This is a genomic window from Aureispira anguillae (genome assembly GCF_026000115.1).
Lineage (GTDB): Bacteria > Bacteroidota > Bacteroidia > Chitinophagales > Saprospiraceae > Aureispira > Aureispira anguillae.
The window spans coordinates 5,903,246-5,929,558 of the sequence record NZ_AP026867.1; the positions used below are offsets into that span (position 1 = coordinate 5,903,246).

Consider the following 26,313-nt stretch of genomic DNA (forward strand, 5'->3'; position numbering starts at 1 on the left):
CAGAATACCATATTAATTTGATAATCAACAAAGTACAACTTCATTAATCAAAATATTAAAATGCTGATTATCAAATTTATACAAGATGCTTTTTTATGTTTTTTTTTCAAAAACTAAAAACCATGCAGTAGTACCGCAGGTACCACGAAGTCGCAGCGTAGCTAATCAGTGGAGTATTACTAAAGATAAACATTTCTATAATTCTACTTTAATTTTATACAGTCTATTGCATTTCTCCTCAATCCTTTGTATTTTACTGGTTTCAGAATGGTTATACATTCTATATTTACTATACAGAAGTGGTTTAAAGTCTTCCCAGTTGATTTGGGGATTATTTTAAACCACTTCGCAGCATAATACAAAAAACATGAAAACAAAAAAAGAGATTGTCGATAATTGGTTGCCAAGATACACGGGCACAGAATTGGATGAATATGGAGACTACATTCTCTTAGTAAATTTTAGTGGTTATGTCGTAGAATTTGCCGAAATGCACGATGTAGAAATCAAAGGCTATGGCAAAGCCATGCAAACAGCCACCGCTAACGGAATTACAATCATCAACTTTGGTATGGGAAGCCCCAATGCCGCAACCATCATGGATTTATTGACTGCTATTCAACCCAAGGCTTGCTTGTTTTTGGGCAAATGTGGTGGATTAAGAAGTGATAAGAATAAAGTAGGCGACTTGATTTTACCCATTGCAGCCATAAGAGGGGAAGGAACTTCTGATGATTATTTTCCACCTGAAGTACCTGCGCTCCCTGCCTTTGCTTTACAAAAAGCCATTTCTACTACCATTCGAGATTATAACCTAGATTACTGGACTGGTACCGTTTATACCACCAACCGCCGAGTATGGGAACACGATCAAGATTTTAAAGATTATCTAAGAGCAATTCGTTGTTTGGCCATTGATATGGAAACAGCTACTTTGTTTATCACGGCTTTTCGCAACAAAATTTCGGCAGGGGCTTTGTTATTGGTTTCGGACATGCCCATGACTCCAGAAGGAGTAAAAACTTCTCAAAGCGACAATGCCGTGACCAAAAATTTTGTCAACAAACATTTAGAAATCGGCATTTCTTCACTCAAACAATTAATCAACAACGGATTAACCGTTAAACACTTGCATTTTTAATCGTATTGGTTCCTAGGTTTTCTTCAACGTCTTGAATCAATAATTGGATTGCATTTTGCAGTGTTGCCATTGGCAAAGAAGGATAAGTTCGCTGGTTCTGTAAAGCAAACTGGCAAACCAATTCTGAACTAAAGGGTAAGTGCATAAAAACCGCTGCCCCTTCCTTTTGTTGCATATAATGCAAGGAATGATAATAAATAAAATTGCATAAATAAGTTCCTGCATGTTGAGAGACTTGGCTAGGGATTCCTGCTTGGTTGAGCCTTTTGTTTAAGGCATAAAGTGGCAATGTACTGCGATAAGCAGCAGGAGCATGTTCTACAATAATAGCTTGGTTGGGAACAGCCGTATTTAGAGCAAACTCTTCCAATTGAATAGTATTGGCAGTAGCATTTAAACCTAAATTAATAATCAAATCTGGGTTAAATGCTGTCAATTCTGTTGGATATTCTTGGGCAACCGTTTCAAAATCGACTTTAAACACAAGCTTTTTTAGCATGATGTTGGGTAGTTCGGGAAAGTGTTGCACTAATAATTCTGTTGGATTGGCACTAAAATCATGGAACAGACCAAAACCTGTTAATAAGACTTTCATTGTTATCGCTTTTTTACACATTTTTATAAATTTCGCTAACTTTGTTTGATCTAGGTAGTTGAACAAAATACCATTCAGCCCCAAATAGTAAGTTAACCGAACTAAAAAAAGGCTATCAACCAACTAAATAAGACCCTACTGATTTTGTCTTTCTACCCATCAAAAACAAATTTATAAAACACGGACTTAGGCTATTGTTTCTAGTCCGACAATCACATTCATTGACTATGAAATTTCATATAGAAATCGTTGTTGATATATCTTTTGACAAATTACTAGAATTATTTGAAAATCCTGATAATTTAAAAAAATGGCAGCCTAATGTCATTAGTTTTACCCCATTGTCGGGTCAAATCGGTCAGGTTGGTGCTACTGCTGAAATTCGTTATGATATGATTGTCAAAAAGATTGTTATGAAAGAAACAATCCTAAAACGTAATCTTCCGCATGAGTTTGTTTTACGCTATGATTCTGATGGTGTGAACAATACTGTGACCAATAACTTTAAAGAAATTGCTCCAAACAAAACACGTTGGATCATGCAGAATGATTTTAAATTTGGCGGGCTGATGAAGTTTGCTGCCTTGGCAATGAAAGGAGTTTTCAAAAAACAAACGGAAATGACCATGGAGCGTTTTAAGAAATTTGCAGAGCAAATTGCAAAAGAAGAAGCTTAGTTCATTTACATCTCTATTTTATTTGAAAATTCAACAATTTGAAAATGAATTATATTGTTTCATCTTCAAATTGTTGAATTTTCAAATCTTATCCCTTCCCCTTCTTGTCCGATTAGTTGTCCGAAATTTAACTATTGATTCTTATTTATCATTCCCTTGATAACTTTAATCCAGATGATTTTCGCTTTTTTACTCTTATTCCTATCCTCATTTTCAATATTTGCACAAACCAATGCACCTATTGATGTCAATAATATTACAATAGCTCGTGATCAATGGGGCGTTCCTCATATTTTTAGTGAAACCGATATAGAAGCCGCTTACGGCTTAGCATGGGCACATGCAGAAGATAATTTTGAGCAAATCCAAGAACCTTTGCTTGCAGCTAGAAGCTTATTGGGAGCCGTACTGGGCAAAGATGGTGCTTTGTTTGATGCCGTTGCCTTTTTGATTAACTCTAAGGCTATTGTAGACGAGAAATACGAGCGTACTTTTTCTCCAAAGTTCAAAAAAATCTTAGCGGCTTATGCTGCTGGGTTAAATCAATATGCTGCTTTGCATCCTAAGGAAATTCGACACAAAAAATTATTTCCTATTCATCCCAAAGATATTGTAACCGCCTATAATCTGTCAACCGCCTTGATTACAGATATTCAAGCGGACTTAGGGCGTTTGTTTCAATCCAATCTAGCTCCAATTACTAGAATGGATGAAAAGATCTTGTCTGCGGGCTCTAATGGAATCGCCTTGGCTCCTCACAAAACCAAGGAAGGAAAAACATTTTTATTGTCCAATTCTCACCAACCGCTTCGCTCTTATTTATCTTGGTATGAAGTCCATATCCATACCGAGGAAGGTTGGAATTTTACAGGGGCAACTTTTTGTGGTGGAGTCACTCCTTTTGTTGGAACCAATGAACATTTGGGATGGACCCATTGTGTTAATTACAACGACTATTGCGATGTTTACGAATTGACTATGCACCCCAACAAAAAACTACATTATAAATTGGACAATCAATGGCTAGAACTCGAAGAAAGGGTATGGAAAACAAAAGTGAAAATTGGTTTTCTAAAAGTTGGCATCAAAAAAAAGTTCTACTGGAGCAAACATGGTCCTGTCATCAAGAATAAAACTGGCTTTTATGCCCTTCGCTTTCCTGCCAATATGGTCATTGGAGCACCAGAACAATGGTACCATATGAATAAAGCTCAATCACTTGATGAATTTAAAGCTGCATTAGCCCTACAAGAACAACCGAATTTAAGCACCATTTATGCCGACAAAAAAGGGAATATTTTTTTTATTGACAATGGCTTATTTCCTTATCGTGATCCTAATTACGAATGGGATTACCTTCTTCCTGGAGATACTTCTGCCACAATTTGGGCGCCTAACTTTATGCCAATGGACAGCCTTCTTCAAGTCGAAAATCCACCTGCTGGTTATGTCTTTCATATGAATGGATCTGGTTTTAATTCTACGGCTGATGCTGACAACCCAAACCCTAACGACTATAACCCCACAATGGGCTATGTATCGGGGGCAATCCCAAGGCACTTAAGGTTCAAGGAATTGATGAAGCCTTATAAAAAACTATCCTATGAAGATTTTAAGACCATCAAGTACGATCAAAATCGTAGCTTGCCGTTATATACTCGAACAATAGAAAATTGGGACTTGTTGCGACAACTTTCTCCAGAAACGTACCCTGACTTAGCCGACATTATTGCGGTGTTTTCAAAATGGGATGGAGGGGGAGATATTCACAACAAACAAGCTGCTATTTTTTCTCTAGCCAATGATTATATTATACGATATATGGGGCGTAAGGGCATTGCAGATCGCAATGGTTCGCTCCCTGAATCTGCCTTTGTAGAAGCGCTTCGATTTGCAAAAAAACATCTATTAAAACACTTTAAAACCTTAGAGATTGAACTAGGAGAATTGCAAAAACATGTTCGTGGAGACAAGGTATTACCTATTGGTGGGCTTGGTGAGTCTATTGCTGCCATGTATACCATTCCATGGAAAAAGGGAAGGGTACAAAGTAATTTAGGCGATTCTTTTATTTTATTTGCAACCTATAATAAATCAGGGGTGGAAAAAATAGAAACCATCAACTGTTATGGTGCTTCTAATCGTCCAGATAGCCCTCATTACAACGATCAGGTGGACTTGTATATTCAGCAAAAAACCAAGGTAATGAGCCTAGATAAAACGCAAATTCTAAAAACAGCGAAACGAACTTATCACCCTAAATAGATTAATTTTATTGGTTCTTTGACAACTTGTGTGCTACTAATTGTGGTATTATTCTATTTGGGGATATTATAGCCTAGACCACGTTGTTGTTAGCTTGCTAAAAGCTAATACCTAAATGGCATAATTAAGACCATTAATTAAAATTTCCACGCAAGTTGCCAAAGAATGATTTTATTAAAACTACCGTTCTCTATCCATCTGAAAGTCAAAATCTCCATTTGGTTTTTTAGCTCCTACTTGGGTGATTTTGTACCGTGCAGAAATCATAAAGTAACGCCCCAAAGTATTGGTACGGCTTTCTCCGATCGTTTCGTTTTGGCTAAAACGCTGTACATTCACTTGTTGATCCAAAATATTAAATGCCCTAAGTTCTATTTTTAATTGATTTGCTTTCAAAAATGTACGGCTAATAGATGCTGACCATATTGGAATATAAATATCATTGGCAAATGCTTCATTCGCATAGATATTATAATCAAAACTACTGCTGATGTTCCATTTCTTGGCAATGGTCAGTTTTAAATCGGCATAAGCCACATAATTTAGATAGAAAATATTCAGTGAATTATTAATCGAAAAGGTGCTTTTATTCATTTCAATTTTAGCCCCAACCAATGCATCAACAATTTGCTTTTTACGATTTTCAACACTTGCCTTAAACGTATATTGTTGGGTTAATTCGGTATTTCCAACCTCATTAATCAAGGTTTTTCGGCTATTGAATTGCCCATTTGCTCCAAGGTTAAATTTAACTCCCAAAGGCTTAATTGGTCGACTAAAATTGACATATAGATTTCCTTGATAGCCCACTGCTGAGTTTTCAGGCCGATAAGTTATCCTAAAATTATCATCAATCATCTGGTTGTCAACAATCTGATTTTGGAGCATCGCAAAAGAGGCTGTTGCAAAAAAGGAGGTAAAAGAAAATTGGTCAAACAAATTATAACGCAAACTCAAATTGTGGTGATACTCTGGATTTAGATTGGGGTTGCCAACATAAAGTGACAAGGGGCTATTATTGTTGAGAATGGGCTGCAATTGCTCAATTCTAGGCTCCTTAATATTCGTTGCATAACGGGCTATAAAATTACTAGATTGGCTAATTTTATAATCTAATGCAACAACAGCCAAAGGATAATAATAGGTTCTTGCCAAAGGAGTCTGCCCATTCGAGAAAATCCCCTTTAAATAACTTCGTTGTAAAGAAGCCTCTAGGGTTAATGTGAAAGACTTTTTAGTGCGTTGAAATCGAGTAGTTAACGTTTGGTAATTATACTGTTTTTGAAACAAGTTGGTCAACTCATTATTTAGTATATTAGAGCCATCATTAACGTCATAGACCTTTTTATCTTTGGTGTCAAAATTAAACATCCCTGTTAATTGAATGTCCAAAAAGCTATGCTTGGCAATGGGTTCAACAAATGATATTTCCACTCCATAAATTTGCTGATGCTCTAAACCATACTGTTCCTGATTGAGAGAATCTATTGCCCGCAAAGTCCCTCCATCGTTATAGAGTTGAGTCCTAGAAATATTCGTTGTTTCTTTCTTCCTGTTGCTATAACCACCTATTAGATTGGTCATCAATACTCGACCTTTTTTCTTAAACTTTTTTCGGTGCAAAACATTTGCATTCAGTCCCCATCCATTCTGTTGATTGTTATAATGTTGATGGATTTCATTTTGACGCTGCTGATTGGCACCAAAGGTTTGCTCAAAATTAGAGCGCTTCATCAAGGCATCGTTCCATTTAAACTTAAGTTGAAACTTTAAATCTTGAGTTGGATCAAATTTATGTTTAAAACTACTGTTCAAATTGTGATTGCCAGCTTGAACGTTGCTATTCACACTTCCATTTCTAGTAAAAAACGAATTTAATCCAATAGAACGCATCTCATTAAAGGCTTCCTTTCGTTTATTCATAATAGAATAGAAATAGTGTGTACTCCACTCTGTTTTATCACTAATAAACCAATTAAAATTAGCACCACCACCAAGCGTTCGAGCAATTCCATCCTTATTATCCATTAATAATGCGCCTAACGGATCATCGCCATTAATTTCCAAATTGATACTGCCTCCTCCAGACATCATACTCTGGATTCCTCCCATCAGATTAATATAGTCCATAAAACTAAAACTCTGTTCATTGACATTATTAAACGCCCCAATGGTTGAAACTCTCATCGTCGGGTTAAAATAATTCAAACTCAAATTGCTACGGTAGCGATGATTGTTTGCCGTTCCTTTAAATGGGCTGGGAACAGTATAACCATACCCCCCATCTACATGACCAAAAAAGCCATGCTTTTTATCTGCTTTTAACTTCAAATTAATGGTTTTTCTTTTTACTCCATCGTCTACGCCTGAGAACTCTGCCATTTCCGATTTTCGATCATAAACTTGAACTTTATTGATGGCATCCGCAGGCAGGTTTTTCATAGCAATTTCGGGATTATCACCAAAAAATTCTTTGCCATCTACCAGAATTCGATCCACAGCCTCCCCCTGAGCTTTGACCTGACCATCCCGATCTACCTCAACCCCAGGCAATTTTTTGAGTAATGCTTCCACATTGTCATGTTCTTGGGTATGAAAAGCATCCGCACTATATTCCAACGTATCCCCCTTCATACGCATTGGAATGCGTTCTTCAACCACTTCTACCGAAGCTAAGGCTTCACTCTTTTCTTTGAGAACAATTGTTCCTAAATTTACTTTTTGGCTTAAATTTATCTCTTGGCTATATGTCTCATATCCCATATAACTAATCTGTAATAAATAACTTGTATTTTTAGGCGCTGTAATTTTAAAAATACCCTTTTCATTGGTCAATGCATATTCTTCCATTGTAGAATCAGGAAGATTTAACAACAAGACCGTAGCCCCAACTAACTCCGTAGCTGTTTCATCCACTAAATGACCATCAAGAGCATAGTAGGTTTGTCCATAACTTAACGGAATAGTCGTTATAAGCAAGATAAATAGATAAATTATTCGCATAATAAGATGATTACAAGATTATTTCAAAAAAGATAAATAATACCTTCTGAGAATAAGAAATAGAATACTAATGATCAGAACAAAACATGGAATACAACGCTATTATTTCAGTACTATCTTATGGCAAGAATGCTCTTTCTCCGTTTTAAGCTCTAGGTAATAAACACCTTTAGGATATCCTTCTAAGTTAAGCTCAAAATTACTTTTTTGAGCCTTCCCATTTAAAACCAACCTGCCCTCTATTGAATATAACCGATAATAGTTGGGGCTTAATTTATCCATAGCGGTAACAATATGAATCAGACCATTGGTGGGATTAGGATACACCAAAACTGGCGCTTCATTCTTTATTTTATTGCTAGCTAATAACAGTCCTGTAGCACAAGTAAAAGAGAGGCTGCTCACTGTAGAATTATTACCTAATTGCCCCAAGCTATTATCACCTGAAGTACAAATTACATCTAAACTTCCTTTGATTCCAGCACTATGCAAGCCATGGAAGCCTGCTGAACTCAGAAACCCCTGTGCTGTAGCAACCATTTCCCAATTCGAAGCAGTGCCAATTAATACTGGAAAAGATTGAACAGAAGCACTCCCATTTCCTAACTGCCCATAAAGATTATAGCCCCACCCATATAAAGTATGATTATTCTTAATAGCCAACGCCTGTACTGCTCCTGCTGAAATATATTTCCATTGGTGTCCAATCCCAATCTGTGTTGGAGTTAATTCATCAATCGTTGTCCCATTCCCTAACTGGCTACCACTATTTACCCCCCAAGACCATAAGGTGCTATCTAATTGAAGTGCTAAGGAATACCCCATTCCTGCCGCTATTGTCATCCAATTGCTATTGCTTCCTACCTGTACGGGTACCTGCTGGGAATTTATTGTTCCATTCCCCAATTGTCCTTTTGTATTCCCTCCCCAAGACCATAAGGTATGATTCGACTTTATTCCTAAAGAATGATCCGTTCCTGCAGAAATTGACAACCAATCATAAGTTCCTCCCACTTGAGTAGGAGTCGTAACAGTAATTAAATTTCCCAAGCCTAGTTCCCCATTCATATTCCCTCCCCAAGACCACAAACTACTGTCCTTTTTAATAGCCAAAGAATGTTCTGTTCCTGCTTCAATAATTTGCCAAGTAGTATCTATTCCTACCTGTACAGGTACTGCTTGCTGGCTTTGGTTTCCAATTCCTAATTGCCCACTAAAGTTTCCTCCCCAAGACCACAAACTACCGTTGCTCTTCAATGCTAAACAATGGAATCCCCCTGTAGAAATATCTACCCAATCCGTATCCGTTCCCACTTGTATAGGTTCCAACTGAGTAAGTGTATGCCCCAAGCCCAGTTGGCCATTAGCATTAAATCCCCAAGACCACAAACTGCCGTCCGATTTTAGTCCTACCGTAAACTCTGTTCCACAATCTATTTTCACCCAAGTTTCCTGAGCGTTGCTATGAATATTGCACCATGTAATTACGAATATAGTACACAGCATTATTTTAAAAACACACATACTTAACTTGATATTTTTTTAAATAATTTATTTGTCTACTATCGTTCAATGGTCTCTGTTTTGAGGATAACATTTCCATTCCCTCCGTATATTTCGGCCATTTCCTTTTGCTTAGCCTCTACAATCTTTTGATACTCTTTGCGGTTTACTTTTTTTCCTTTTTTGGGCTTGACAATTTTTTTAGGGTCTACTTTTTCAAAGTCAATTTGGGTAGCAACTACCTCATACTGCCCATCTTTCATGCTAAACGCCAATACAGCACCAGGTAAATCATTTATGCCACGAGGTCCTACAGATGAGGGAATTTCAGTGGTAAACCAAGCTTCCATTGCCTCCCCTTCATCAGCCATTGAGATTGCTTTTTTGCAAGTGTAGCCTAGGATTTCTTTAGATTCAGTTGTTATCTTCCATTTTTTCTTTTTGTTTCCTGTAATCAAGAATGTTTTGCCGAATAAGTCTTGTCGTTCAATTGACTCTTTATTCTTAAAATCATAATAATAGGCCTGTTCTGGGGCATCCATTTTGATTTGAATTTGAACATCTTCGTCATCACTTTTATAATCAATATCCTTATCTTCATTCACATCAACATTGGTATATAGCGCCGCTTCTTCATTAAAAAACAACACATTATTGGTGGATTGTTCGCTAGGAATCATCGCTTTCATTTCTTCTGTCAAGCCCTTCATATTATCAAAATCAATATCCAATTTAATGGTTTCTTTATAATGAATGGTACCTTCTGTTTTTTGGGCAAATCCTCTTATAGTAGTTAGAGCGCAAAGTAGGAATACAAATAATATTTTCATTTTTTATGGTTTGATTTAAACAAATTGCTCGTCGATCACCCAATGGCAGTCAAAGAACTTTTATTATTAATACTCTACAAAGGTAATGCGCTCCAAGGTTAAGGGAACTTGAATAAGGTTAATTAAGGTTAAAAGGAAATTTTTCGCATTTTGGGCAATAAAACAGACCATTTTTTCTTTTTTATATCTATATAAAAAAGAACTTATTATATCACAAACTATATAAAACAACTTATTATACATGCTGATTTTTTAATATATAGTTTGTAACTTGCTGCTTTAATTGTTAATTCTATCACATTTTAACAACATCCCAAAATTCCAATAGACCGATAACCTAGCTTTGCTAGCTCATGTAATAATCATCCCCTTTTTCAACTAGAATCACAATTATACATTCTATGAATTCATGTCCCTACCAATTCATACCAAACCTCCATTTAGTATTTATTCTATTGATTTTCCAAGCAACATCATTTGCACAAACCAGAAGTTGCCCACCGCCGTCAGAACTTGAGCTTAATCAGTTATTGCAACAGATCACTTCCCAAACACAAAATCAAGGCTTACAAATTGGAGGTATTGTAAAAGGTTCTTTTACCAAAACCAATCAAATTGATTATGTTTTTTGGCTCAAAGAACCAGTACAAAAAACAGCTCACTATAAACGAAAAATCGTCAAAATTGTCTGTCAAGATTCAAACTGGGAAATTGCCACTGTAGGCACTTTACCCATCGGAGCGGTCTTGTCCAAAAATAGTTTTGCAGATGTAACAGGAGATGGCATTTTAGAATGCCTATATAGCTTTTCGTATACCAATAAATACTGCGTAGATGGCTGTGCTATTATCTCTCTTCAGAATCATCAAATTCAGCAATTATATCAACAAAAAGAAAAACACAATTGCCAAGATATTGACTGGATGGGTTTTCAGCCTCAGACCGAGCTGCCTTTTATTTCTTACACGCTAAGTTCTCACGAGCAAAACAATGAAAAAGGAATTCTCTTAAAGCGATTTACCAAGAATTATCAAACAGGAAAAGGCGCTCAAGAAATATTAGAACAAGCAGACCTTGATAGTACTGCTGCCTTTCTAATTTACGATCGTAAGACTCGTACTTTTGTCTCTCCTATAAAAGAAGCTTGTCATTCACAAGCCTTTGCTGACGGAATCCTAACTCCTGGGCATCCTGCGATTAGAACAGTGGAACAATATCTCAATAAAAAGCCAAACCAAAATTTCCAAGTTGAAGGCGTTTGTTCTGCTCATTTTTCTACGCCATATCAGGTAGATTATTTGTTTTATAGCAATAGTTTTATGGCTCCTAATAACAGCCCTAAACGCAAAGCCATAAAAATTCGTTGTGATGGAGATCAATGGGTAATTGCAGGGATCTTATATGTGGGCATCAATTTTTCTAAAGCAAATATTCAGGATGTTAATGGCGATGGCATTGATGAAATTATTGATGAAGTCACACAGTTAGAAAAAGAGGGTTGCACCCAAACCTATAGAATCTTATCGTTTGCAGAACGAGTTGGGCAGCTTGTTTATAGCCATAAAAACAACTATGCTTCCTGCGACCATCAAACCACTCCACTTTCCTATTCCCCTCAAGGACCTCCTACGGGTACCGAATATACGATAAGGTTTAAGGATTTGGATCAAGATGGAACCAATGAACTTATTCAGTCTTCAGCAGAGAAACAAACTATTTTTGTCTATGATAGCAAACAAAAATGCTATATCAAACAACGTTGAAGTACCTTGAATAAGGTTAATTAAGGTTAATAAATCAACCAAGGCGTTTATATCTTCCTTATCTTAGGGTATGAACTTTGAACAACGATATCGGAATTCCAAAATCCTCTTTGGTATAAGTCTACTATTTTTAGTAGTTTTTTTGGCTGTTTGGTTGCAAAACATTTATCAAGACAAAATTGATGAACTGCAAACAGAAGTAAGTTATTTATGGCTAAAGTCCATCAAGGAAGTAGAGAATAAGGAGTTTTCAAAAAGGGTTATTACCTCTGTTACCAACTCTATTGACTGGTCTAACATTAAACAGCAAGATACTTCGGTTCATACCCTTATAAAAAAAATCATTATAGATACCGCTAAAACCAATCTTGTTACGGATTCCTTTTTGTTCGTCAATCAAAAAGAAGAGATAAGTGTTGAATTTAGCATCGACTCCATTCCTTTTCCTTTTTTAACCCAACAAAAAGGAAATATAAACCTCCAGATTCCCCCCTTAGAAGGCTCTGTAAATACAATCATGGAAAATATAGAGCAAGGGCTTACTTTTATTTTAAAAGAATTAAATCTAGATGAACAACTACTAGCAGTTAAGTTAGATAGTCAATTATTAGCTACTAACATACCGATTCAATACAACATTCTCTACCTAAAAGATTCCATTGACTTAGAAGATAGCCATCGAGATCGTTTTTTTATTGAAACAGCTACAGGTGCTAAGTACAGCCTAAAGATGCAGCATTATCCAAGCTATATTTGCCAAGAAATGTGGTTTGAATTTCTGATGGGTTTGCTATTGTTGGCAATTATTACGATTGCTTTTTATTATATTCTAAATAACCTAAAGGAACAAAATCGCTTAGTTAGCATCAAGAATGACTTAATTAGCAACATCACCCATGAGTTGCGAACGCCTATTTTTACGGTATCGGCAGCTTTAGAAGCCTTAGAAAGTTTTAATGGTTTAGAAGATCCGACTCGTACCAAAGAGTACATTAGCATTTCTAAAAATGAACTAAATCGGCTTTCTATTTTGGTTGAAAAAGTACTAAAAAGTTCTCTTTTTGAACAAGATACACTGCAAATTGACCCAGAAATATTTTTATTGAGTCGATTGATAGCAACCATTGCCAATTCGCTCCAATTACAGCTCGAAAAGCAAAATGCTAGCTTAGATATAACGGCAATTCCACCAACACTCCAAGTCTATGCCGATAAAATTCACCTTACCAATGTCATTTACAATTTAATCGATAATGCCTTAAAATACAGCGCTGATCGACCACCCATTATTCATATAAAAAGCAATACAACAGAGCAAACTACACAAATTATTGTTTCGGATAATGGAAAGGGAATTCCTGAGGAATATTTAGATCAAATTTTTAATAAATTTTTTAGGGTGCCTGAGGGAAATTTACACCAAATTAAAGGCTATGGATTGGGGCTAAACTATGTTCAAAATATCATTCAACAACATCACGGCACCATTACCGTCAGTAGTACAGAAGGGCAAGGCACAGCATTTATTATTTCACTTCCTAAAGCTTCTAATTCATGAGTGCTATCAAAATCTTTTATGTAGAAGATGAAATTTTTCTTTCTAAAATAATTAAAGAGAGTTTGGAAAGCCGTGGCTATGAGGTGTGTTTGGTGCGTGACGGTCGATTTGCAGAGGCCGAACTTTTGAATTTTCAACCTGATATTTGTGTTTTAGATGTAATGCTGCCAAACATAGATGGCTTTGAGATTGGACAGATCGTAAAAAAGCATTTTCCTGAGCTTCCAATTATTTACCTTACGGCCAAAGATCAAACACAAGATGTTCTACAAGGCTTTGAGGTTGGTGCCAATGATTATATTCGCAAACCTTGTAGCATAGAAGAGTTGAACGTTCGCATTCAAAATCTAATGGCACTCACCAAAGGAAAATCAATGCTTACCGCCACTACGCCCTACCAAGTACCCCTTGGCAATTTTATTTTTTATACCCACAAATACATGATGGAATACTTGGGTGGCGACCCCATCAAATTATCACACAAAGAAGTAGAGTTACTAAAACTTTTTGCCCAAAATATAAACCAAACCTTGCATCGGCAAGTCATTTTGGATAAGGTATGGGGCGACGACTCCTTTTTTAATTCTCGCAATTTAGATGTTTACATTACCAAATTGAGGGGATATTTTAAGAAAGATCCCAAAATAAAAATTATCACATTACGTGGGGTTGGCTACCATTTTTTGATCGAAGAATAGACCATTTTTACGCTACACGATGGTTTTTAAAATTTAACAGAATGGGCTTTTTCTAGCCCTATCTTAGAGGTTAGATCGTTTCACGCTTAGATATTAAATCCCAATTAAGTTGTAATTGGGATTTAATATCTAAGAGCAAAGCGATCTAAAAATAGATAAAAGCTGCCCCAATTTTAATTTTCACAAAAATCATCGGGTAGAGAAGACCATTTTATTGATTTTTCTTTAGTTTATCGATTGCGAGAAGTTTTGCGGCGAATCTGATACGATACCTTCAACATGAGATAACGCCCCAATAAAATAGATTGATTCTCAGAAATTATCCCATCCTGATTGGATCGAGTTACTTGAACGGCTTCATTTAATATATTTTGGGCAAGGATTTCTACCTTTAATAAATCATCTTTCAGGAAGGTTCTATAAAAACTTGCTGACCAAAGCGGAACTGCAATTGCCGCATTGTATCCCGTATTGGCATAAACTCTGTAATCAAAAGAAGTCTGTAAGTTCCACTTTTTAGCGATGGTTGCTCTTATTTTTGCTCTATAACTATGGTTGATATACGTTACCTTTAAGGCATCATTGTTTTCGTAAGTAGAATGTCCTACAGAAAATTGGGCAGCAATCGAGCAATCTATGATTTTTTTCTTTTTATTACTTAAGGTTAGACTACCATTATAATTTTGATTGAGTTGCTTGGTGAATTCTGTATTCAGCATAATTGGACGTCTATTCAAATTGGCACCTCCCCTTATTCCCAGTTTTATGCCCAACTTTTTGAACGTTTTATTACATCCCAAATAAGCACTAACCCGATACGTCAATTCGCTATTAATTGGTACTGTAATTGCTCTAAAATTTTCATCAAAAACCCTAGATTGGATGATTGAGTTTTGTACAATATTTAGGTTGAGATTTGCATAGAAATTGGTCGCTGTCAACTGATCCCAAATAGTTGTCCCCAAACGAATATTGTGTTGGTATTCTGGCAATAAATCGGGGTTACCAAGCCGAATGGACAAAGGATTTTGGTTGTTAACAACAGGCTGTAATTGGTCTATACGAGGCGTTGAGAATCGAGTAGTATAGTTAAATGTAATGTTTTTACTTTTAGAAAATAAGTAGCGAAACCTCAGGTTTCCAATTGGAAAATAAAATGCTTGATTGATTCGACTTGCATTGGAGGCCACCACTCCCTCCAAAGCACTTCTTTTGACCGCAAGCCCGACATCCAAATGATAAGCATCTGTTTTGCGTTTAAAAGTCATTTTTAGTTCTTGGTAATTGTTATGCCTCCAATAAGCATCCGAAAGACTATCGTTCTCTACTCTATGAGACGATTCAATATCATATACCAATTGATTATTTTGCCCATTGTGTACTCCTGCTAGGGCTCTAAATTGTAATTTATTTTGTTTGCCTATTGGTAGTCTAAAAATGATGTTTCCTGTATATTTTTGGCTTTTTCCTACTCGACTTTGCTCCTGTTCCAAGGTATCTACCGTCTCCAACATCCCATTATTATTGTATAGATTTGTTAAGGAATAATTATAAGAGAATGTTGGGTTAAACCTAAACCCTAAGACAAGATTCGCCACAAGTTCTTGCCCCTTTTTTTTAAATTTTTTCTGATAATTCAGCCTAGGATTTATAGACCAGTTAATTGGATTATTGTCATAATTTTGGATGATTTGGTTTTCTAACTGATCAGATTCGCCACTCGTTGTTGCTTCATAGCTCTTTTCATTAAGTGTGAATTGATAATTGACACGACAATAAAAATTAATTTTCTGAGTACTATCAAACTCATGTTTGAACTTACTATAAAAAATATGTTTTTGAGGCAACGACTCATTTTGATTTTGGCTATTTCTAACATACCGATTATTCGGTAATACCGACTCTAAAAATGACGTTTTTTCAGATCGGATCAAGCTATTCACATAGTTATAACTTAATCCTACACTGGTTTTTTTCGAAAAAGAGACATTCAAATTCATTCCCCCTAATAAGGTTCTAGTAATTGCCGAACGAGAGGGACTTAGCTCAACAGCGTCTTGTCCCGCAGCACTTACATAAACACTCTCATTTACATTATTAGAAGCACCTAATAGAGATAATTTAATTTTTGGGCTAAAATAATGAAGCATTAAGTTCCCAAGATAACGATGGTTTCCTAAATTAGAAGAAGAATTTAAGCTAGCCCTAGGGGGTACCGTGCTGCCATACCCTGCCTCTATAACTCCCCAAACACCACGTTTGGCATTTTTTTTCAGTTTTAGATCAATCGTTTTTTCATCATTGGTCAACTCTAACCCATCCTTGTCTTTTTTTGTGCTGGTTATTTCTATTTTTTTTATAGCATCTGCGGGTAAGCCTTTGAGGGCAATCTGAGCATTCTCTCCAAAAAATGTTTTACCATCGACCAACACTTCTGTTACTTTTTTTCCATTGACGGTTATTTCTCCATTTTCATCAACTTCCAATCCAGGGAGTTGTTTTAGCAGACTTTCAACATTATCATGGGTACGAACATGAAAGGCTGCCGAGTTAAAGGCCAAAGTATCCCCCCGCATTTGAACAGGAATATGCTCAGCCGTAATTTCTATGGCTTCTAGTGTTTTTGTGGCATCTTGGAGTTGTATAGTTTCGAGTAAGGTATCTTTTGATAGGTATATTTTTTTCAGATAAGGCGTATATCCTAAATAACTGATTTGCAACAAATACAAACTATCTCGTTTGCCATCCAATTGAAACCGCCCTTGGTCATTTGTTAAGCCATAAGAAGCAAAAGAAGAATCTGGTAGATTTAATAAGACTACTGTTGCAGCAACAAGTGGTTTATTTTCTTCATTTAGAACCGCCCCATTAACCTTTATTATTCGTTGAGCCGTTAAATCATAAGAAAAAAGAAGTAGGGTAAAAGAAATATAGAACAAAGCAAAACGCATAAAAATAGAGATAATGGAACTCAAAAAACATATATATAATCCTTATACAAAAATACGCTTTTCTAACACTAAATAAAGTATTCTTAGTACAAAACATATTCTTTTAATAAGACTAAAACTATATTTCGATCTTAAATTCTAGACCGCTTTGCTTTTAGAGTTTAGCCCCTATTAGGCTATGATAGGGGCTAACCTCTAAACGAATGTAATGATCGAGCAGGCTTGATGTAATACATCAACGGTATAGCTTGATCTAAGATCTGAAAAATAGTTCCATTAATCCCTTACTTTATTTAAGTCCAATTGTTTAGCTACTAGCTCACTTCGTTCGTGAGGTCGCTACGCTTAGTTCGTTCCTCATGAGCGGGCTTTGCCTTTGTAGCTTTAGCTACAAGCTTACATCGTTCACTTCGTTCATACTTATAGTTCGCTTTGCTCGTGAGTCAGCAAGCTGGGGTTGTCCTGTACACAACAAAATAATGTTAATAGATCATAATAGGACTGTTACCCGACTTAGGCTCATTTCCGCCCATTTTATTGATCTTATATGCAGCAGACAACATAAAATAACGTCCTAATAAATTCCTTTGTGTTTCAGAGACATTCCCATTCCAAGTATAACGATTTACACTAAACGCCTCGTTAAGTATATTCTCTGCACTCAATTCAATTTTTAACGCATCTCCTTTTAAGAAAGTACGTCCCAAACTTGCCGACCAAACAGGAATAGCAAAGGCTTCTCCATATCCTAAATCGTCATAAATACTATATTTAAAATCCGTTTTAATATTCCATTTCTTAGCAATCGTTACTCTAAATTTTCCTGTATAGTTATGGCTAAGATAGGTTACATCTAGGGAGTTATTTCCAGCATAAACCGTATTTCCTAATGTTACATTTGCGGAGAGAGAAACATCAAATACCTTTTTCTTTTTATTGCCAATAGACAACGATAGGTTATAGTTGTGATTCAGTTGCCCTGATGCTACTTCGTTTAACAAGATTGGACGTTGGTTGATGTTCAAACCACCACGAACACTAAATTTGATAATTTTTTTCACTTCTGCATTGTAGCCAAAATACATTCCTCCCCTATAACTAGTACCAAAATTGATGGGTTGATAAACGGTTCTAAACGTCTCGTCAATTGTTTGTTTAGTACTAATTGAGTTTTGCCTAATTTCTCCATATAGGCTCATATAAAAAGAAGTAAATGACAACTGATCCCAAAGATTGTAGTTCAACCAAAAGTTGTGTTTATATTCTGGTATCAAATTGGGGTTTCCTAAACGAATTGACAACGGGTTTTGATTGTTCAACATGGGTTGCAATTGATCCAAACTTGGCTCATCAACATCTGTACTATAATAAATTCCAAATTTCTTGCTATCACTAAACTTATATTCAAAATCAATATTACCTATAGGATAATAATAGTCTTGACGAATGGTAGAGGAGCTTGAAGCCAATACTCCCCTTAACCCACTATGCTGAATCCCTAAACTGGTTTGGATAGAAATTTTATCTGCTTCATGTTCAAAAGTAGTAGTGAACACTTGAAAATTGTACTGCTTGGTGTATAAATCCGTCAAAGCAGCATTGGGAACAGACAATTGTTCGTACCAATCAAAAACCTTTCTATCGGTATCTTCGTGACTAAATCCACCAACCAACTTTATTTCTAAATGATTTTTTTCGCCTAGTGGTTCCGTATAAGCAAATTCTGCCCCATAAACAGATTTTCCATTGGTAGAATTCTGAACTTGGTTTAATGTATCCCTTTCGACAATCAACATTTGATCGTAAATATTCGTATTAGAGTAGGTTTCAAATACCTTCCCGTTGTTAGCATAAGCCAAAGCGACATTCGCCCACAAGGAACGACCTTTTTTCTTTAATTTTTTTTGATAATGCAGGTTGCTAATAATTCCAAATCCACTTTCATCCGTTTGAGAATTTTGATTGATGCTATTCTCCAGCGTATCACTTTCCCCCAAGGTTTCTGTCAATCGATCGGATCTATCATCGGAACTGGTGTATTTCATTTTTAAGCGAAAACGCAACTCTTGAGTACTGTCAAATTTATGCGAAAACTTTGTATTAAAGATATGGCGTTGTGCCAACAAAATTTGTGAATTGGAGCCATTTCTTGTGTAAAAATTCTCTGGGGTAATCGATCGATTAAATGTCTTGGTAAATTGTCGTTTATCGGCATTGGTATACATATAATGCGTACTCAACTCTGTTTTTTCCGACAAGAAAAAATTCATATTCATTCCCCCTGCTATTGCTCGTGTTTCACCACTTCTTCCCCCTCCCCACAAAAGGTTCATCACAGGATCGTTCCAATTTTGCCCTATTGACATTCCAGAATGCCCCGACATAAAATTATCATAGCCCCCTGTCATTCCCTGAAAATCTTTGTAGGTAAAACCTGCTTTATTAACATTGTTGGCTGCCCCAATAACAGAAATTCTCATTTTAGGGTTAAAATAGTTGAGGCTCAGACTACTTTTGTAACGATGAGTTGTAGGATAATAACCATATCCTGCCTCTATATTTCCCATAAAGCCAACTTTTTTATCCTCTTTGAGCGTTAAATTGATGGTTTTATTATCTGCTTTGTCATCCTTGCCTGTCAATGCCTCTTTGTCCGTTTTTTTATCGTAAACCTCTACCTTTTGAATGGCATCTGCGGGTAAGTTTTTTAATGCCGTTTGGACATCTTCACCAAAAAATTCTTTGCCATCCACCAATATTTTCTCAACCTTCTTACCGTTAATTTTTACGGTTCCATCCTCGTCTATTTCAACACCAGGCATTTGTTCCAACAGCCCCTCTACATCATCGTGCGCTTGAACATTAAATGCTGCTGAATTAAATTCTAAGGTATCTCCATTCATGCGAATTGGAATATGTTCTGCTTCGATTTGTGCCGTTTCTAACATATTCGTTGACTCCTTGAGCGTAATCGTTGCTAAATCGTAATCTTTATCCAGTAAAATATCCTTGAGAAAGGGTGTATACCCCACATAACTAATTTGAAGCTGATAGTTTTTATTTCGTTCTGCTGATAATTTGAACTTTCCATTATCGGTAGATAGGCCATAATCGGCAAAAGAAGAATCTGCCAACTGTAATAAAACAACGGTTGCCGCAATGAGCGGGTTTCCTTCTTCATCCGTTAATGTGCCTTTTACATCATAAGTTTTTTGGGCTGATAATTGTTGGTGACTACCAAAGAGAAACACCAACAATAAAATTGTTCGAGAGAGCATCTGTTCGTTATTTTGGGGTTATTATTAATTTCACAAAAACGATAAAATTCACCTAAAATAAGAAGTAAATAAAAACCTTCACATAACTTTATGAATTGCTAAAACACATTTACTCCATATCCATCCTATCAAATTCTGTTAAATTCTCTCTATTAATACCAATTCTGAAGATTAGTTACGCCTCACCATAAAAAATGTAGCCCCAAACAGCCAGACTATTCATTATTTTTCTTAGCAAGCAGATTTTTCTTATAATACCTAAACCAAAGACCATTAACCAATATAGCACTGACTAAGGTAGCCCCAAAAGCCAAATACCATGTAGTACTGTCTAAGGTTCCCTTCATTGCCAATTGCCCAATGCTGAATACATTAAATACGGGTATATATGTTGTTAAAGCTGTCATTTCAGCAATTGGCACTTGCCCCCAAAATGCTATTATATGCAATAAGACAGCGACCCAAAATGTACGAACATAAGCATCTACTGTCGTCTTACTCGATGAAACCACCCAGCCCAATAGACCAATAATAAATAACCAAGTAGGGCACCACAAAAGAAAACTGCTGCCCAATTTATCCCAGACTAATAGTTGTTGTATGCTCAATAGAATGCCTCTTACCATTCCCTCCTGCTCAGAATTCATTCCCAATTGAAAACCAACAAATACTAAAAGCATAGCCAACAATGTCCCAATAAAAATAAGGATTAGGTTTAGACCAAATTTAGGTGGAGCAATGGTTGAGGCTCGCAAGACTAGGTTGCGCACCATCCAAAGAATTAATAGAACAAACAACAAATTCAAAACATTAGATAAAGCTCCTTTTACTTGTTCCATAATTTTACCCAACATCACCAAAGCATTAAATGTATTGCTTTTTTTTACCTTAATTGGATGAACAAGCCTAGCATCCATTCCCATATTTTCTATTGTTTGAGCAACAATATTTTTCTCATAGGATTCTAATATATCCAAAGCATCTTCTACTGCTACCCTATTTTGCATCGAGTTATAATAGGCGTTAATTGTTCCGTTGTAACTGCTATCCTGATAAAAATCACTTGGAATAACTAAGCCCAAATCTATACTATCGGCTTCCAACATCAACAATAAGTCACCTTCTTCTCCCAAAGCAACGATATTTGTTTTTTGCTGAAATTCCTTCAATAAATTTAACGGCAGATGCTCCTTTCCCATCAGCCCTAACCTTGGTCTACTATTGCCCCCCTCCAACGCTTCGTTGATATGAACAGCAGCCACCGTCATCAAACTAGAAAAAAGTAAATATGGAATCGCAAAGGCCGCTACTAAACGCAATAGAGTCTGCCAATTTATCCAAATTGATCGAATGGAACGAAACATAGTTTTTATTTTTTAATCTGATCCAAATAAGTAGCTAGGTAGCCCAAAGTAGTATTTACAGCTTTAAGAAAACATTAGCGTATCGATGTACATAAATATGCAATACTTTTCATAATTTTGGGTAAAAAATATCATTCTTTATTGAATATTGAGTCAAAACCTATTCATTAAACTTCAGATATTCTAGTATCAAATATCATACATTGTATGTTGTTTACTAAATGAATTCCAATTGTATTAACTTAGCAAGCAATATACCTAGAACAATAAAGCATACCCAACTTACAGATGTTAAAAAAATATTATAGTACCGTTGAACAGGCTATTCATAAAATAGGTTTAGAACCTGCTAAATTTAGAGGAGAGCAAGAAGGAGAATGGACCTTACACCGAGGAGAATATACAATTTGGATTGATGTTTGGAATGACCCTATTGAAAAGGTCGTTTACTTACAGGTAGTCGCCCCAGTAATGGAAATTCCTGAAGAATCACAAGCAGTTTTGTTTAGGGAGTTGCTACAAATCAATTTGCAGCTTTGTGGCGTGGCGTTCTCTGTTCATGGAGAAAAAGTAGTACTAAAAGGTACTAGAGTAGCAGAAGGGCTAGATGTTGAAGAAGCGTATGCAATGATTATGTTAATCAGTAAATACGTTAGCAATTTTTCTCCAATGTTATTCAAACGCTATTTTAATAGTGGAGAACCAGGAATTCCTCCAAGATAAATAACCCATTTCTATAGATTCTATTTTTAGTTTTTTATTAAAATGAAAACGTATTATAATTCTCCCATTGGACGTTTTGTCATTACAGGAAGTATGCAAAAAATAACGTCTATTCGTATTGATGATACTGTCCAGAATTTTTCGGGGCAGTTAGCTCCTTATATGATGCAATGCGTTAAAGAATTAGATGCTTATTTTAATGAAGGGCTTGAACAGTTTAGTGTTGAGTTAGATTTATCTCAAGGCACCAAGTTTCAGCAACAAGTATGGAATGAATTGCTTAATATTCCGTATGGTAGAACAAGTACCTATTTAAAAATTGCCGAAAAAGTAAGCTCAAAACGAGCAGTTCGTGCAGTTGGGCGTTGTGTTGGAAACAATCCATTTGCTATTATAGCGCCTTGCCACCGTGTTATTGGAACCGATGGTAGTTTAACGGGTTTTGCGTATGGTTTAGAGGCAAAACGATTATTGCTAGAATTAGAAAAATCTAAATTATACGGCAAACAAAATAAATTGTTTTAATTACTCCCTTATGAAGAAATATCATGAAGTATTATTATATCTTATTTCTATCCCTGCTTTCCTGTAGCCTTATTCAGGCACAATCCGAACATTCTGCGTTATTAAATGGAACGGTTGCTTATCAAAAAGGAGATTTTGAAACGGCTGAAAAAAATTTCCAAAAAGCCTTAGAACAAAACAGCAATTCTTTAAAGGGCAACTTTAATTTAGGGAATTCTTTGTTTAAACGCCAAAAATATGATGAGGCGGCAACTTATTACCAAAATGCAGCAACTCAAACCGAAGATCAACAGCAAAAAGCTCAAGCACTGTACAACTTAGGTAATACTCGTCTGGCTCAAGCACAAAAAAATATGCAACAACAGGGGCAAGGACCTGCTATGCTCAATGAACAGGGACAGAAACAACTTGGCGAAGCTATTGATGCTTACAAAAATGCATTGCGAAGCAATGCCCAAGATTACGATGCTAAAAATAACCTAGCAACTGCTTATAAATTATTGCGTCAACAGCAACAGCAGCAACAACAGCAAAATAAAAATCAGCAGAAAGAACAAGATCAACAAAAGGAGCAAGACCAAAACAAAAATCAAGAGCAAGATCAAAAAAATCAGCAAGACCAGCAGAAAGAACAAGATCAACAAGAAAATGAGTCTGAGAATAAGCCGATTGACAATCAAAGCAAACAAGAGGGGAAAGCCATTGATCTTCAAGAATTAACAAAAGATGAAGTAGATCGATTATTGGAAATCATAGAGCAAGATGACAAAAAGGTGCAAGAAAAGCTAATGAAGCGCAAACGAGCAAAAAATAAAAACCCTGAAAAGGCTTGGTAAACTGGATGCGTTAAAACCTTGTTAATCATCTTTAAATTTTATACTTGCGTCTATTTTTTGTTTAAAATTAATTTTATTTGCTAATAGCTTGTTTAATACCAACCAAGACGTAACATATTTTTTAATACACTTAATACAATAAAACTATGAAAAATCAAGTCTTTCTAATCCTGTTAGGATTGCTAACGGGATTTTCAAGTTTTGCACAACAAGACAAAGTTAGTTCCTTTTATGTTGAAACCTATGACACAGTAGGTCTAGAGGAACAATTCGAAATAAAATTTACCTTAAAAAATACCAAAGCCATTGCTCGCTTTGAAGCTCCTAGTTTTGAAGGATTTCAGGTGGTAGCAGGCCCCATGACAAGTCAATCTATGTCCATTATTAATGGGGATATGACTCAATCTATGACTTATACCTTCATTTTAACTCCTGTAGATCTAGGAATTTACAATATTTCAGCGGCTAGTATCGAAACAGAAATGGGAATGTTGGTAACCAATGATATAGCAATTGTAGTCGTAGAATCCATTGATCGACCGAACTATAACAATCCTTTGAACAACGCCTTCCAAGATCCTTTTTTTAATAGCCCTTTCTTTAATGATCCTTTCTTTAACCAAGGAACTAATCCTAGACAAGGCTTGGACGATATGATGAAAAACTTTGAAGATAAGTTACAAGCATTACCTCCTAATTATCACTATGAATACAACCCCAACCAAACGCCTATAAAAAAACCTAAAAAGAAAGAAAAGGTTTATAAAATATAGCCCCTTGGTTCTATAAAAAGAGAACAGAACTCCTAAGAAATATAAATTATATCAAATATAAATTATCACAAATCAACTTGAAGGCAATTAAAACATCCTATTTAATTTTATTTTTTTGCATTGGACTATTTCCCTCTGTTAGCTTAGGTCAAGTAGTCTTTGAAGCTGTTTGTAATGCTAGTGAGGTCTTAGTTGGAAATCCTTTTGAGGTCTCTTTTCAACTAAAAAATGCAAAAGTAAAAAAATTGGATCCTCCTAGTTTTAATGGACTCCAAGCGCAGGGACCTAGCGTTGGACAATCCTTTTCTTATGTCAACGGCAAGAGTTCTACCAACGAATCTTATAGTTATTATGTTGTTGCCAATAAACCTGGAACCTATAAAATAGGAGCCGCAAAAGTAATTACCAATACAGGACAGACACTAAGAAGTAAACCCATTACGGTTAAGGTCGTTGAAAAAAAGAGTACCGCTAATTCAGAGATCGCAGAAAAAGTATTTTTACGGACAGAGTTGAGCAATACAGATGCGGTTGTTGGTGAACAAATAACCGTTGACATCCGAATCTATACCCAAGTGGGAATTGAGCAAACGGAATTAATCAAAGAGCCTTCTTTTGAGAATATGTTTTCGCATTACCTTAGAAGTTTTGCAGACAAACCAGAAATTGTAGTGGTAGATGGAGAACAATATTATACTCAAATTCTTCGCAGAATTGTTGTTTTTCCATCAAAACCAGGAACTATTGTTGTAGAGCCTGCTATTGTTGAGGTGGGTATTGCAAACAATAACGGCAGGAGCATCTTTAACCCCTTTCGTCTTATCTCACACACGCTCAAAAGCTTGCCCGTTGAACTAAATGTTAAAGAATTAGGTGGCGCTGCTTCTGGTTTTTCGGGAGCAGTAGGAGCTTATACCATGCAGGCACATATTGCTAAGAATAACATTAGCTCTGATGAGGTGGTAGAACTTACGTTGCAAGTGAGAGGAAAAGGAGACATTAAACAAGTGCTCGTTCCTAATTTAGGGATCAACAAGAAATATTTTGATCAATTCCCTCCTACGGTCAATGAAGACATTAGAGAAGGCGGAGGTCTTTTAGGGGGCATCAAAGAGTTTCACTATGTCTTAACCCCCAAAGCAGCTGGAGCCCTTACGATACAACCCAAATTTGTTTTTTTTGATCCAGAAACCAAGCAGTTTATTACGATAGATACCACCCTTCAGGTTCAAGTAACTCAAGGAAAAAATCAATTGCCCTCCAAGGCTGAACGAGATGCTGCCAAAAAAGAAGTATTTGTAGTAGATGAGCCAAAAGAGGACTTGATGTCATTTAAAGCACCACTTGCAGAGGCAACTTTTAGCCCCCAACGTACTTCTTTCTTTTTGGGTTCTGTCATTTTTTGGATTTTAACTTTTTTACCCTTTTTAGGACTATTAGGGCTATTTAAGTGGAAAGAAAAACAAAATAATCTCAATAATCTCCCTATTGCTGAACAAAGGCGTAACAATGCAAGTTCAGAGGCAAGCATACGGCTTCAAAGTGCCAAACAAGCATTAATGCAAGAAAATTCAAAAGACTTTTTTAATGAAATTTCAAAAGCATTACTTGGATTTATTAGCGATAAGTACAATATTCCAACGGTGGAATTAACAAAAAGTAATGTGCGCCAGAAATTGATCAAACAGGAAATGTCTGTTGAAAAAATTGACTCGCTAGTGTCTATTCTCCAAACTTGTGAAATGGCACTTTTTGCAGGCTTGACCAATACAGAATCTATGGAAAAAGTCTATCATGAAAGTGAGGCTTTAATCCAATTAATGAGCTAAA

General features: G+C 36.0%; 18 protein-coding genes. 11 read left to right on the forward strand and 7 right to left on the reverse strand.

Annotated features, from left to right (window positions below; translation table 11 throughout):
* Nucleotides 1-367: 367 nt before the first annotated feature.
* Nucleotides 368-1,141, forward strand: coding sequence for an AMP nucleosidase (locus AsAng_RS23205; protein ID WP_264789483.1), 774 nt, complete (start codon nucleotides 368-370; stop codon nucleotides 1,139-1,141).
* Here AsAng_RS23205 and AsAng_RS23210 read toward each other — a convergent pair.
* Nucleotides 1,122-1,736, reverse strand: a complete 615-nt coding sequence (locus AsAng_RS23210; protein ID WP_264789485.1) for a pyroglutamyl-peptidase I — start codon at nucleotides 1,734-1,736, stop codon at nucleotides 1,122-1,124. The two genes, AsAng_RS23205 and AsAng_RS23210, sit on opposite strands and share 20 nt — an antisense overlap.
* Before the next feature lie 227 nt (nucleotides 1,737-1,963).
* Between AsAng_RS23210 and AsAng_RS23215 the strand changes: the two genes are divergently transcribed.
* Both AsAng_RS23215 and AsAng_RS23220 read left to right on the forward strand, forming a co-directional pair.
* Nucleotides 1,964-2,413 (forward strand): SRPBCC family protein, encoded by a 450-nt coding sequence (locus AsAng_RS23215; RefSeq protein ID WP_264789487.1) that lies wholly within the window; start codon nucleotides 1,964-1,966, stop codon nucleotides 2,411-2,413.
* A gap of 174 nt (nucleotides 2,414-2,587) precedes the next feature.
* Nucleotides 2,588-4,678, forward strand: a complete 2,091-nt coding sequence (locus AsAng_RS23220) for a penicillin acylase family protein (RefSeq protein ID WP_264789488.1) — start codon at nucleotides 2,588-2,590, stop codon at nucleotides 4,676-4,678.
* A 180-nt stretch (nucleotides 4,679-4,858) separates the two neighbouring features.
* Here the strand turns inward: AsAng_RS23220 and AsAng_RS23225 are convergent, their stop codons facing one another.
* The 3 genes from AsAng_RS23225 to AsAng_RS23235 all read right to left on the reverse strand — a co-directional run bounded on the left by AsAng_RS23225 (nucleotide 4,859) and on the right by AsAng_RS23235 (nucleotide 10,014).
* A complete protein-coding gene (locus AsAng_RS23225; protein ID WP_264789489.1) occupies nucleotides 4,859-7,681 on the reverse strand; it encodes an outer membrane beta-barrel protein in 2,823 nt (940 codons plus the stop codon).
* 102 nt (nucleotides 7,682-7,783) lie between these two features.
* Complete coding sequence (locus tag AsAng_RS23230; protein WP_264789490.1) at nucleotides 7,784-9,187, reverse strand: T9SS type A sorting domain-containing protein; 1,404 nt, start codon at nucleotides 9,185-9,187, stop codon at nucleotides 7,784-7,786.
* Nucleotides 9,188-9,243: 56 nt separating this feature from the next.
* Entirely contained in the window at nucleotides 9,244-10,014 is a 771-nt protein-coding gene (locus AsAng_RS23235; protein ID WP_264789492.1) for a GLPGLI family protein, read from the reverse strand.
* 401 nt (nucleotides 10,015-10,415) lie between these two features.
* Between AsAng_RS23235 and AsAng_RS23240 the strand changes: the two genes are divergently transcribed.
* The 3 genes from AsAng_RS23240 (at nucleotide 10,416) to AsAng_RS23250 (ending at nucleotide 14,033) form a co-directional block, all read left to right on the forward strand.
* Nucleotides 10,416-11,777, forward strand: a complete 1,362-nt coding sequence (locus AsAng_RS23240) for a hypothetical protein (protein ID WP_264789493.1) — start codon at nucleotides 10,416-10,418, stop codon at nucleotides 11,775-11,777.
* A gap of 70 nt (nucleotides 11,778-11,847) precedes the next feature.
* Nucleotides 11,848-13,335 (forward strand): sensor histidine kinase, encoded by a 1,488-nt coding sequence (locus AsAng_RS23245; protein WP_264789494.1) that lies wholly within the window; start codon nucleotides 11,848-11,850, stop codon nucleotides 13,333-13,335.
* Nucleotides 13,332-14,033, forward strand: coding sequence for a response regulator transcription factor (locus AsAng_RS23250; protein ID WP_264789495.1), 702 nt, complete (start codon nucleotides 13,332-13,334; stop codon nucleotides 14,031-14,033). The genes AsAng_RS23245 and AsAng_RS23250 overlap by 4 nt, the downstream gene beginning before the upstream one ends.
* A gap of 230 nt (nucleotides 14,034-14,263) precedes the next feature.
* Here the strand turns inward: AsAng_RS23250 and AsAng_RS23255 are convergent, their stop codons facing one another.
* From AsAng_RS23255 to AsAng_RS23265, 3 genes are all read right to left on the reverse strand, one after another.
* On the reverse strand, nucleotides 14,264-17,008 hold the full coding sequence (locus AsAng_RS23255; RefSeq protein WP_264789497.1) for a TonB-dependent receptor family protein: 2,745 nt from the start codon (nucleotides 17,006-17,008) through the stop codon (nucleotides 14,264-14,266).
* Nucleotides 17,009-17,466: 458 nt separating this feature from the next.
* Nucleotides 17,467-20,262, reverse strand: a complete 2,796-nt coding sequence (locus AsAng_RS23260) for an outer membrane beta-barrel protein (RefSeq protein WP_264789498.1) — start codon at nucleotides 20,260-20,262, stop codon at nucleotides 17,467-17,469.
* Nucleotides 20,263-20,477: 215 nt separating this feature from the next.
* Nucleotides 20,478-21,626: a hypothetical protein gene (locus AsAng_RS23265; protein ID WP_264789499.1), complete on the reverse strand. Its 1,149-nt coding sequence runs from the start codon at nucleotides 21,624-21,626 to the stop codon at nucleotides 20,478-20,480.
* A 288-nt stretch (nucleotides 21,627-21,914) separates the two neighbouring features.
* Between AsAng_RS23265 and AsAng_RS23270 the strand changes: the two genes are divergently transcribed.
* The 5 genes from AsAng_RS23270 to AsAng_RS23290 all read left to right on the forward strand — a co-directional run bounded on the left by AsAng_RS23270 (nucleotide 21,915) and on the right by AsAng_RS23290 (nucleotide 26,312).
* Complete coding sequence (locus AsAng_RS23270) at nucleotides 21,915-22,349, forward strand: YbjN domain-containing protein (RefSeq protein ID WP_264789500.1); 435 nt, start codon at nucleotides 21,915-21,917, stop codon at nucleotides 22,347-22,349.
* 42 nt (nucleotides 22,350-22,391) lie between these two features.
* A complete protein-coding gene (locus tag AsAng_RS23275; protein ID WP_264789501.1) occupies nucleotides 22,392-22,874 on the forward strand; it encodes a methylated-DNA--[protein]-cysteine S-methyltransferase in 483 nt (160 codons plus the stop codon).
* A 23-nt stretch (nucleotides 22,875-22,897) separates the two neighbouring features.
* A complete protein-coding gene (locus AsAng_RS23280; RefSeq protein WP_264789502.1) occupies nucleotides 22,898-23,710 on the forward strand; it encodes a tetratricopeptide repeat protein in 813 nt (270 codons plus the stop codon).
* A gap of 146 nt (nucleotides 23,711-23,856) precedes the next feature.
* Nucleotides 23,857-24,483: a BatD family protein gene (locus AsAng_RS23285; protein WP_264789503.1), complete on the forward strand. Its 627-nt coding sequence runs from the start codon at nucleotides 23,857-23,859 to the stop codon at nucleotides 24,481-24,483.
* Nucleotides 24,484-24,560: 77 nt separating this feature from the next.
* Nucleotides 24,561-26,312 (forward strand): BatD family protein, encoded by a 1,752-nt coding sequence (locus AsAng_RS23290; protein WP_264789504.1) that lies wholly within the window; start codon nucleotides 24,561-24,563, stop codon nucleotides 26,310-26,312.
* The last annotated feature ends 1 nt before the right edge of the window (nucleotide 26,313 follow it).

Coding starts and splice junctions, on each gene's coding strand:
- AsAng_RS23235 (WP_264789492.1), bottom strand. CDS start 10,014: ATGAAAATATTATTTGTATTCCTACTTTGCGCTCTAACTACTATAAGA.
- AsAng_RS23260 (WP_264789498.1), bottom strand. CDS start 20,262: ATGCTCTCTCGAACAATTTTATTGTTGGTGTTTCTCTTTGGTAGTCAC.
- AsAng_RS23280 (WP_264789502.1), top strand. CDS start 22,898: ATGAAGTATTATTATATCTTATTTCTATCCCTGCTTTCCTGTAGCCTT.
- AsAng_RS23210 (WP_264789485.1), bottom strand. CDS start 1,736: ATGAAAGTCTTATTAACAGGTTTTGGTCTGTTCCATGATTTTAGTGCC.
- AsAng_RS23230 (WP_264789490.1), bottom strand. CDS start 9,187: ATGCTGTGTACTATATTCGTAATTACATGGTGCAATATTCATAGCAAC.
- AsAng_RS23205 (WP_264789483.1), top strand. CDS start 368: ATGAAAACAAAAAAAGAGATTGTCGATAATTGGTTGCCAAGATACACG.
- AsAng_RS23245 (WP_264789494.1), top strand. CDS start 11,848: ATGAACTTTGAACAACGATATCGGAATTCCAAAATCCTCTTTGGTATA.
- AsAng_RS23240 (WP_264789493.1), top strand. CDS start 10,416: ATGAATTCATGTCCCTACCAATTCATACCAAACCTCCATTTAGTATTT.
- AsAng_RS23270 (WP_264789500.1), top strand. CDS start 21,915: ATGTTAAAAAAATATTATAGTACCGTTGAACAGGCTATTCATAAAATA.
- AsAng_RS23285 (WP_264789503.1), top strand. CDS start 23,857: ATGAAAAATCAAGTCTTTCTAATCCTGTTAGGATTGCTAACGGGATTT.
- AsAng_RS23225 (WP_264789489.1), bottom strand. CDS start 7,681: ATGCGAATAATTTATCTATTTATCTTGCTTATAACGACTATTCCGTTA.
- AsAng_RS23220 (WP_264789488.1), top strand. CDS start 2,588: ATGATTTTCGCTTTTTTACTCTTATTCCTATCCTCATTTTCAATATTT.
- AsAng_RS23215 (WP_264789487.1), top strand. CDS start 1,964: ATGAAATTTCATATAGAAATCGTTGTTGATATATCTTTTGACAAATTA.
- AsAng_RS23265 (WP_264789499.1), bottom strand. CDS start 21,626: ATGTTTCGTTCCATTCGATCAATTTGGATAAATTGGCAGACTCTATTG.
- AsAng_RS23250 (WP_264789495.1), top strand. CDS start 13,332: ATGAGTGCTATCAAAATCTTTTATGTAGAAGATGAAATTTTTCTTTCT.
- AsAng_RS23275 (WP_264789501.1), top strand. CDS start 22,392: ATGAAAACGTATTATAATTCTCCCATTGGACGTTTTGTCATTACAGGA.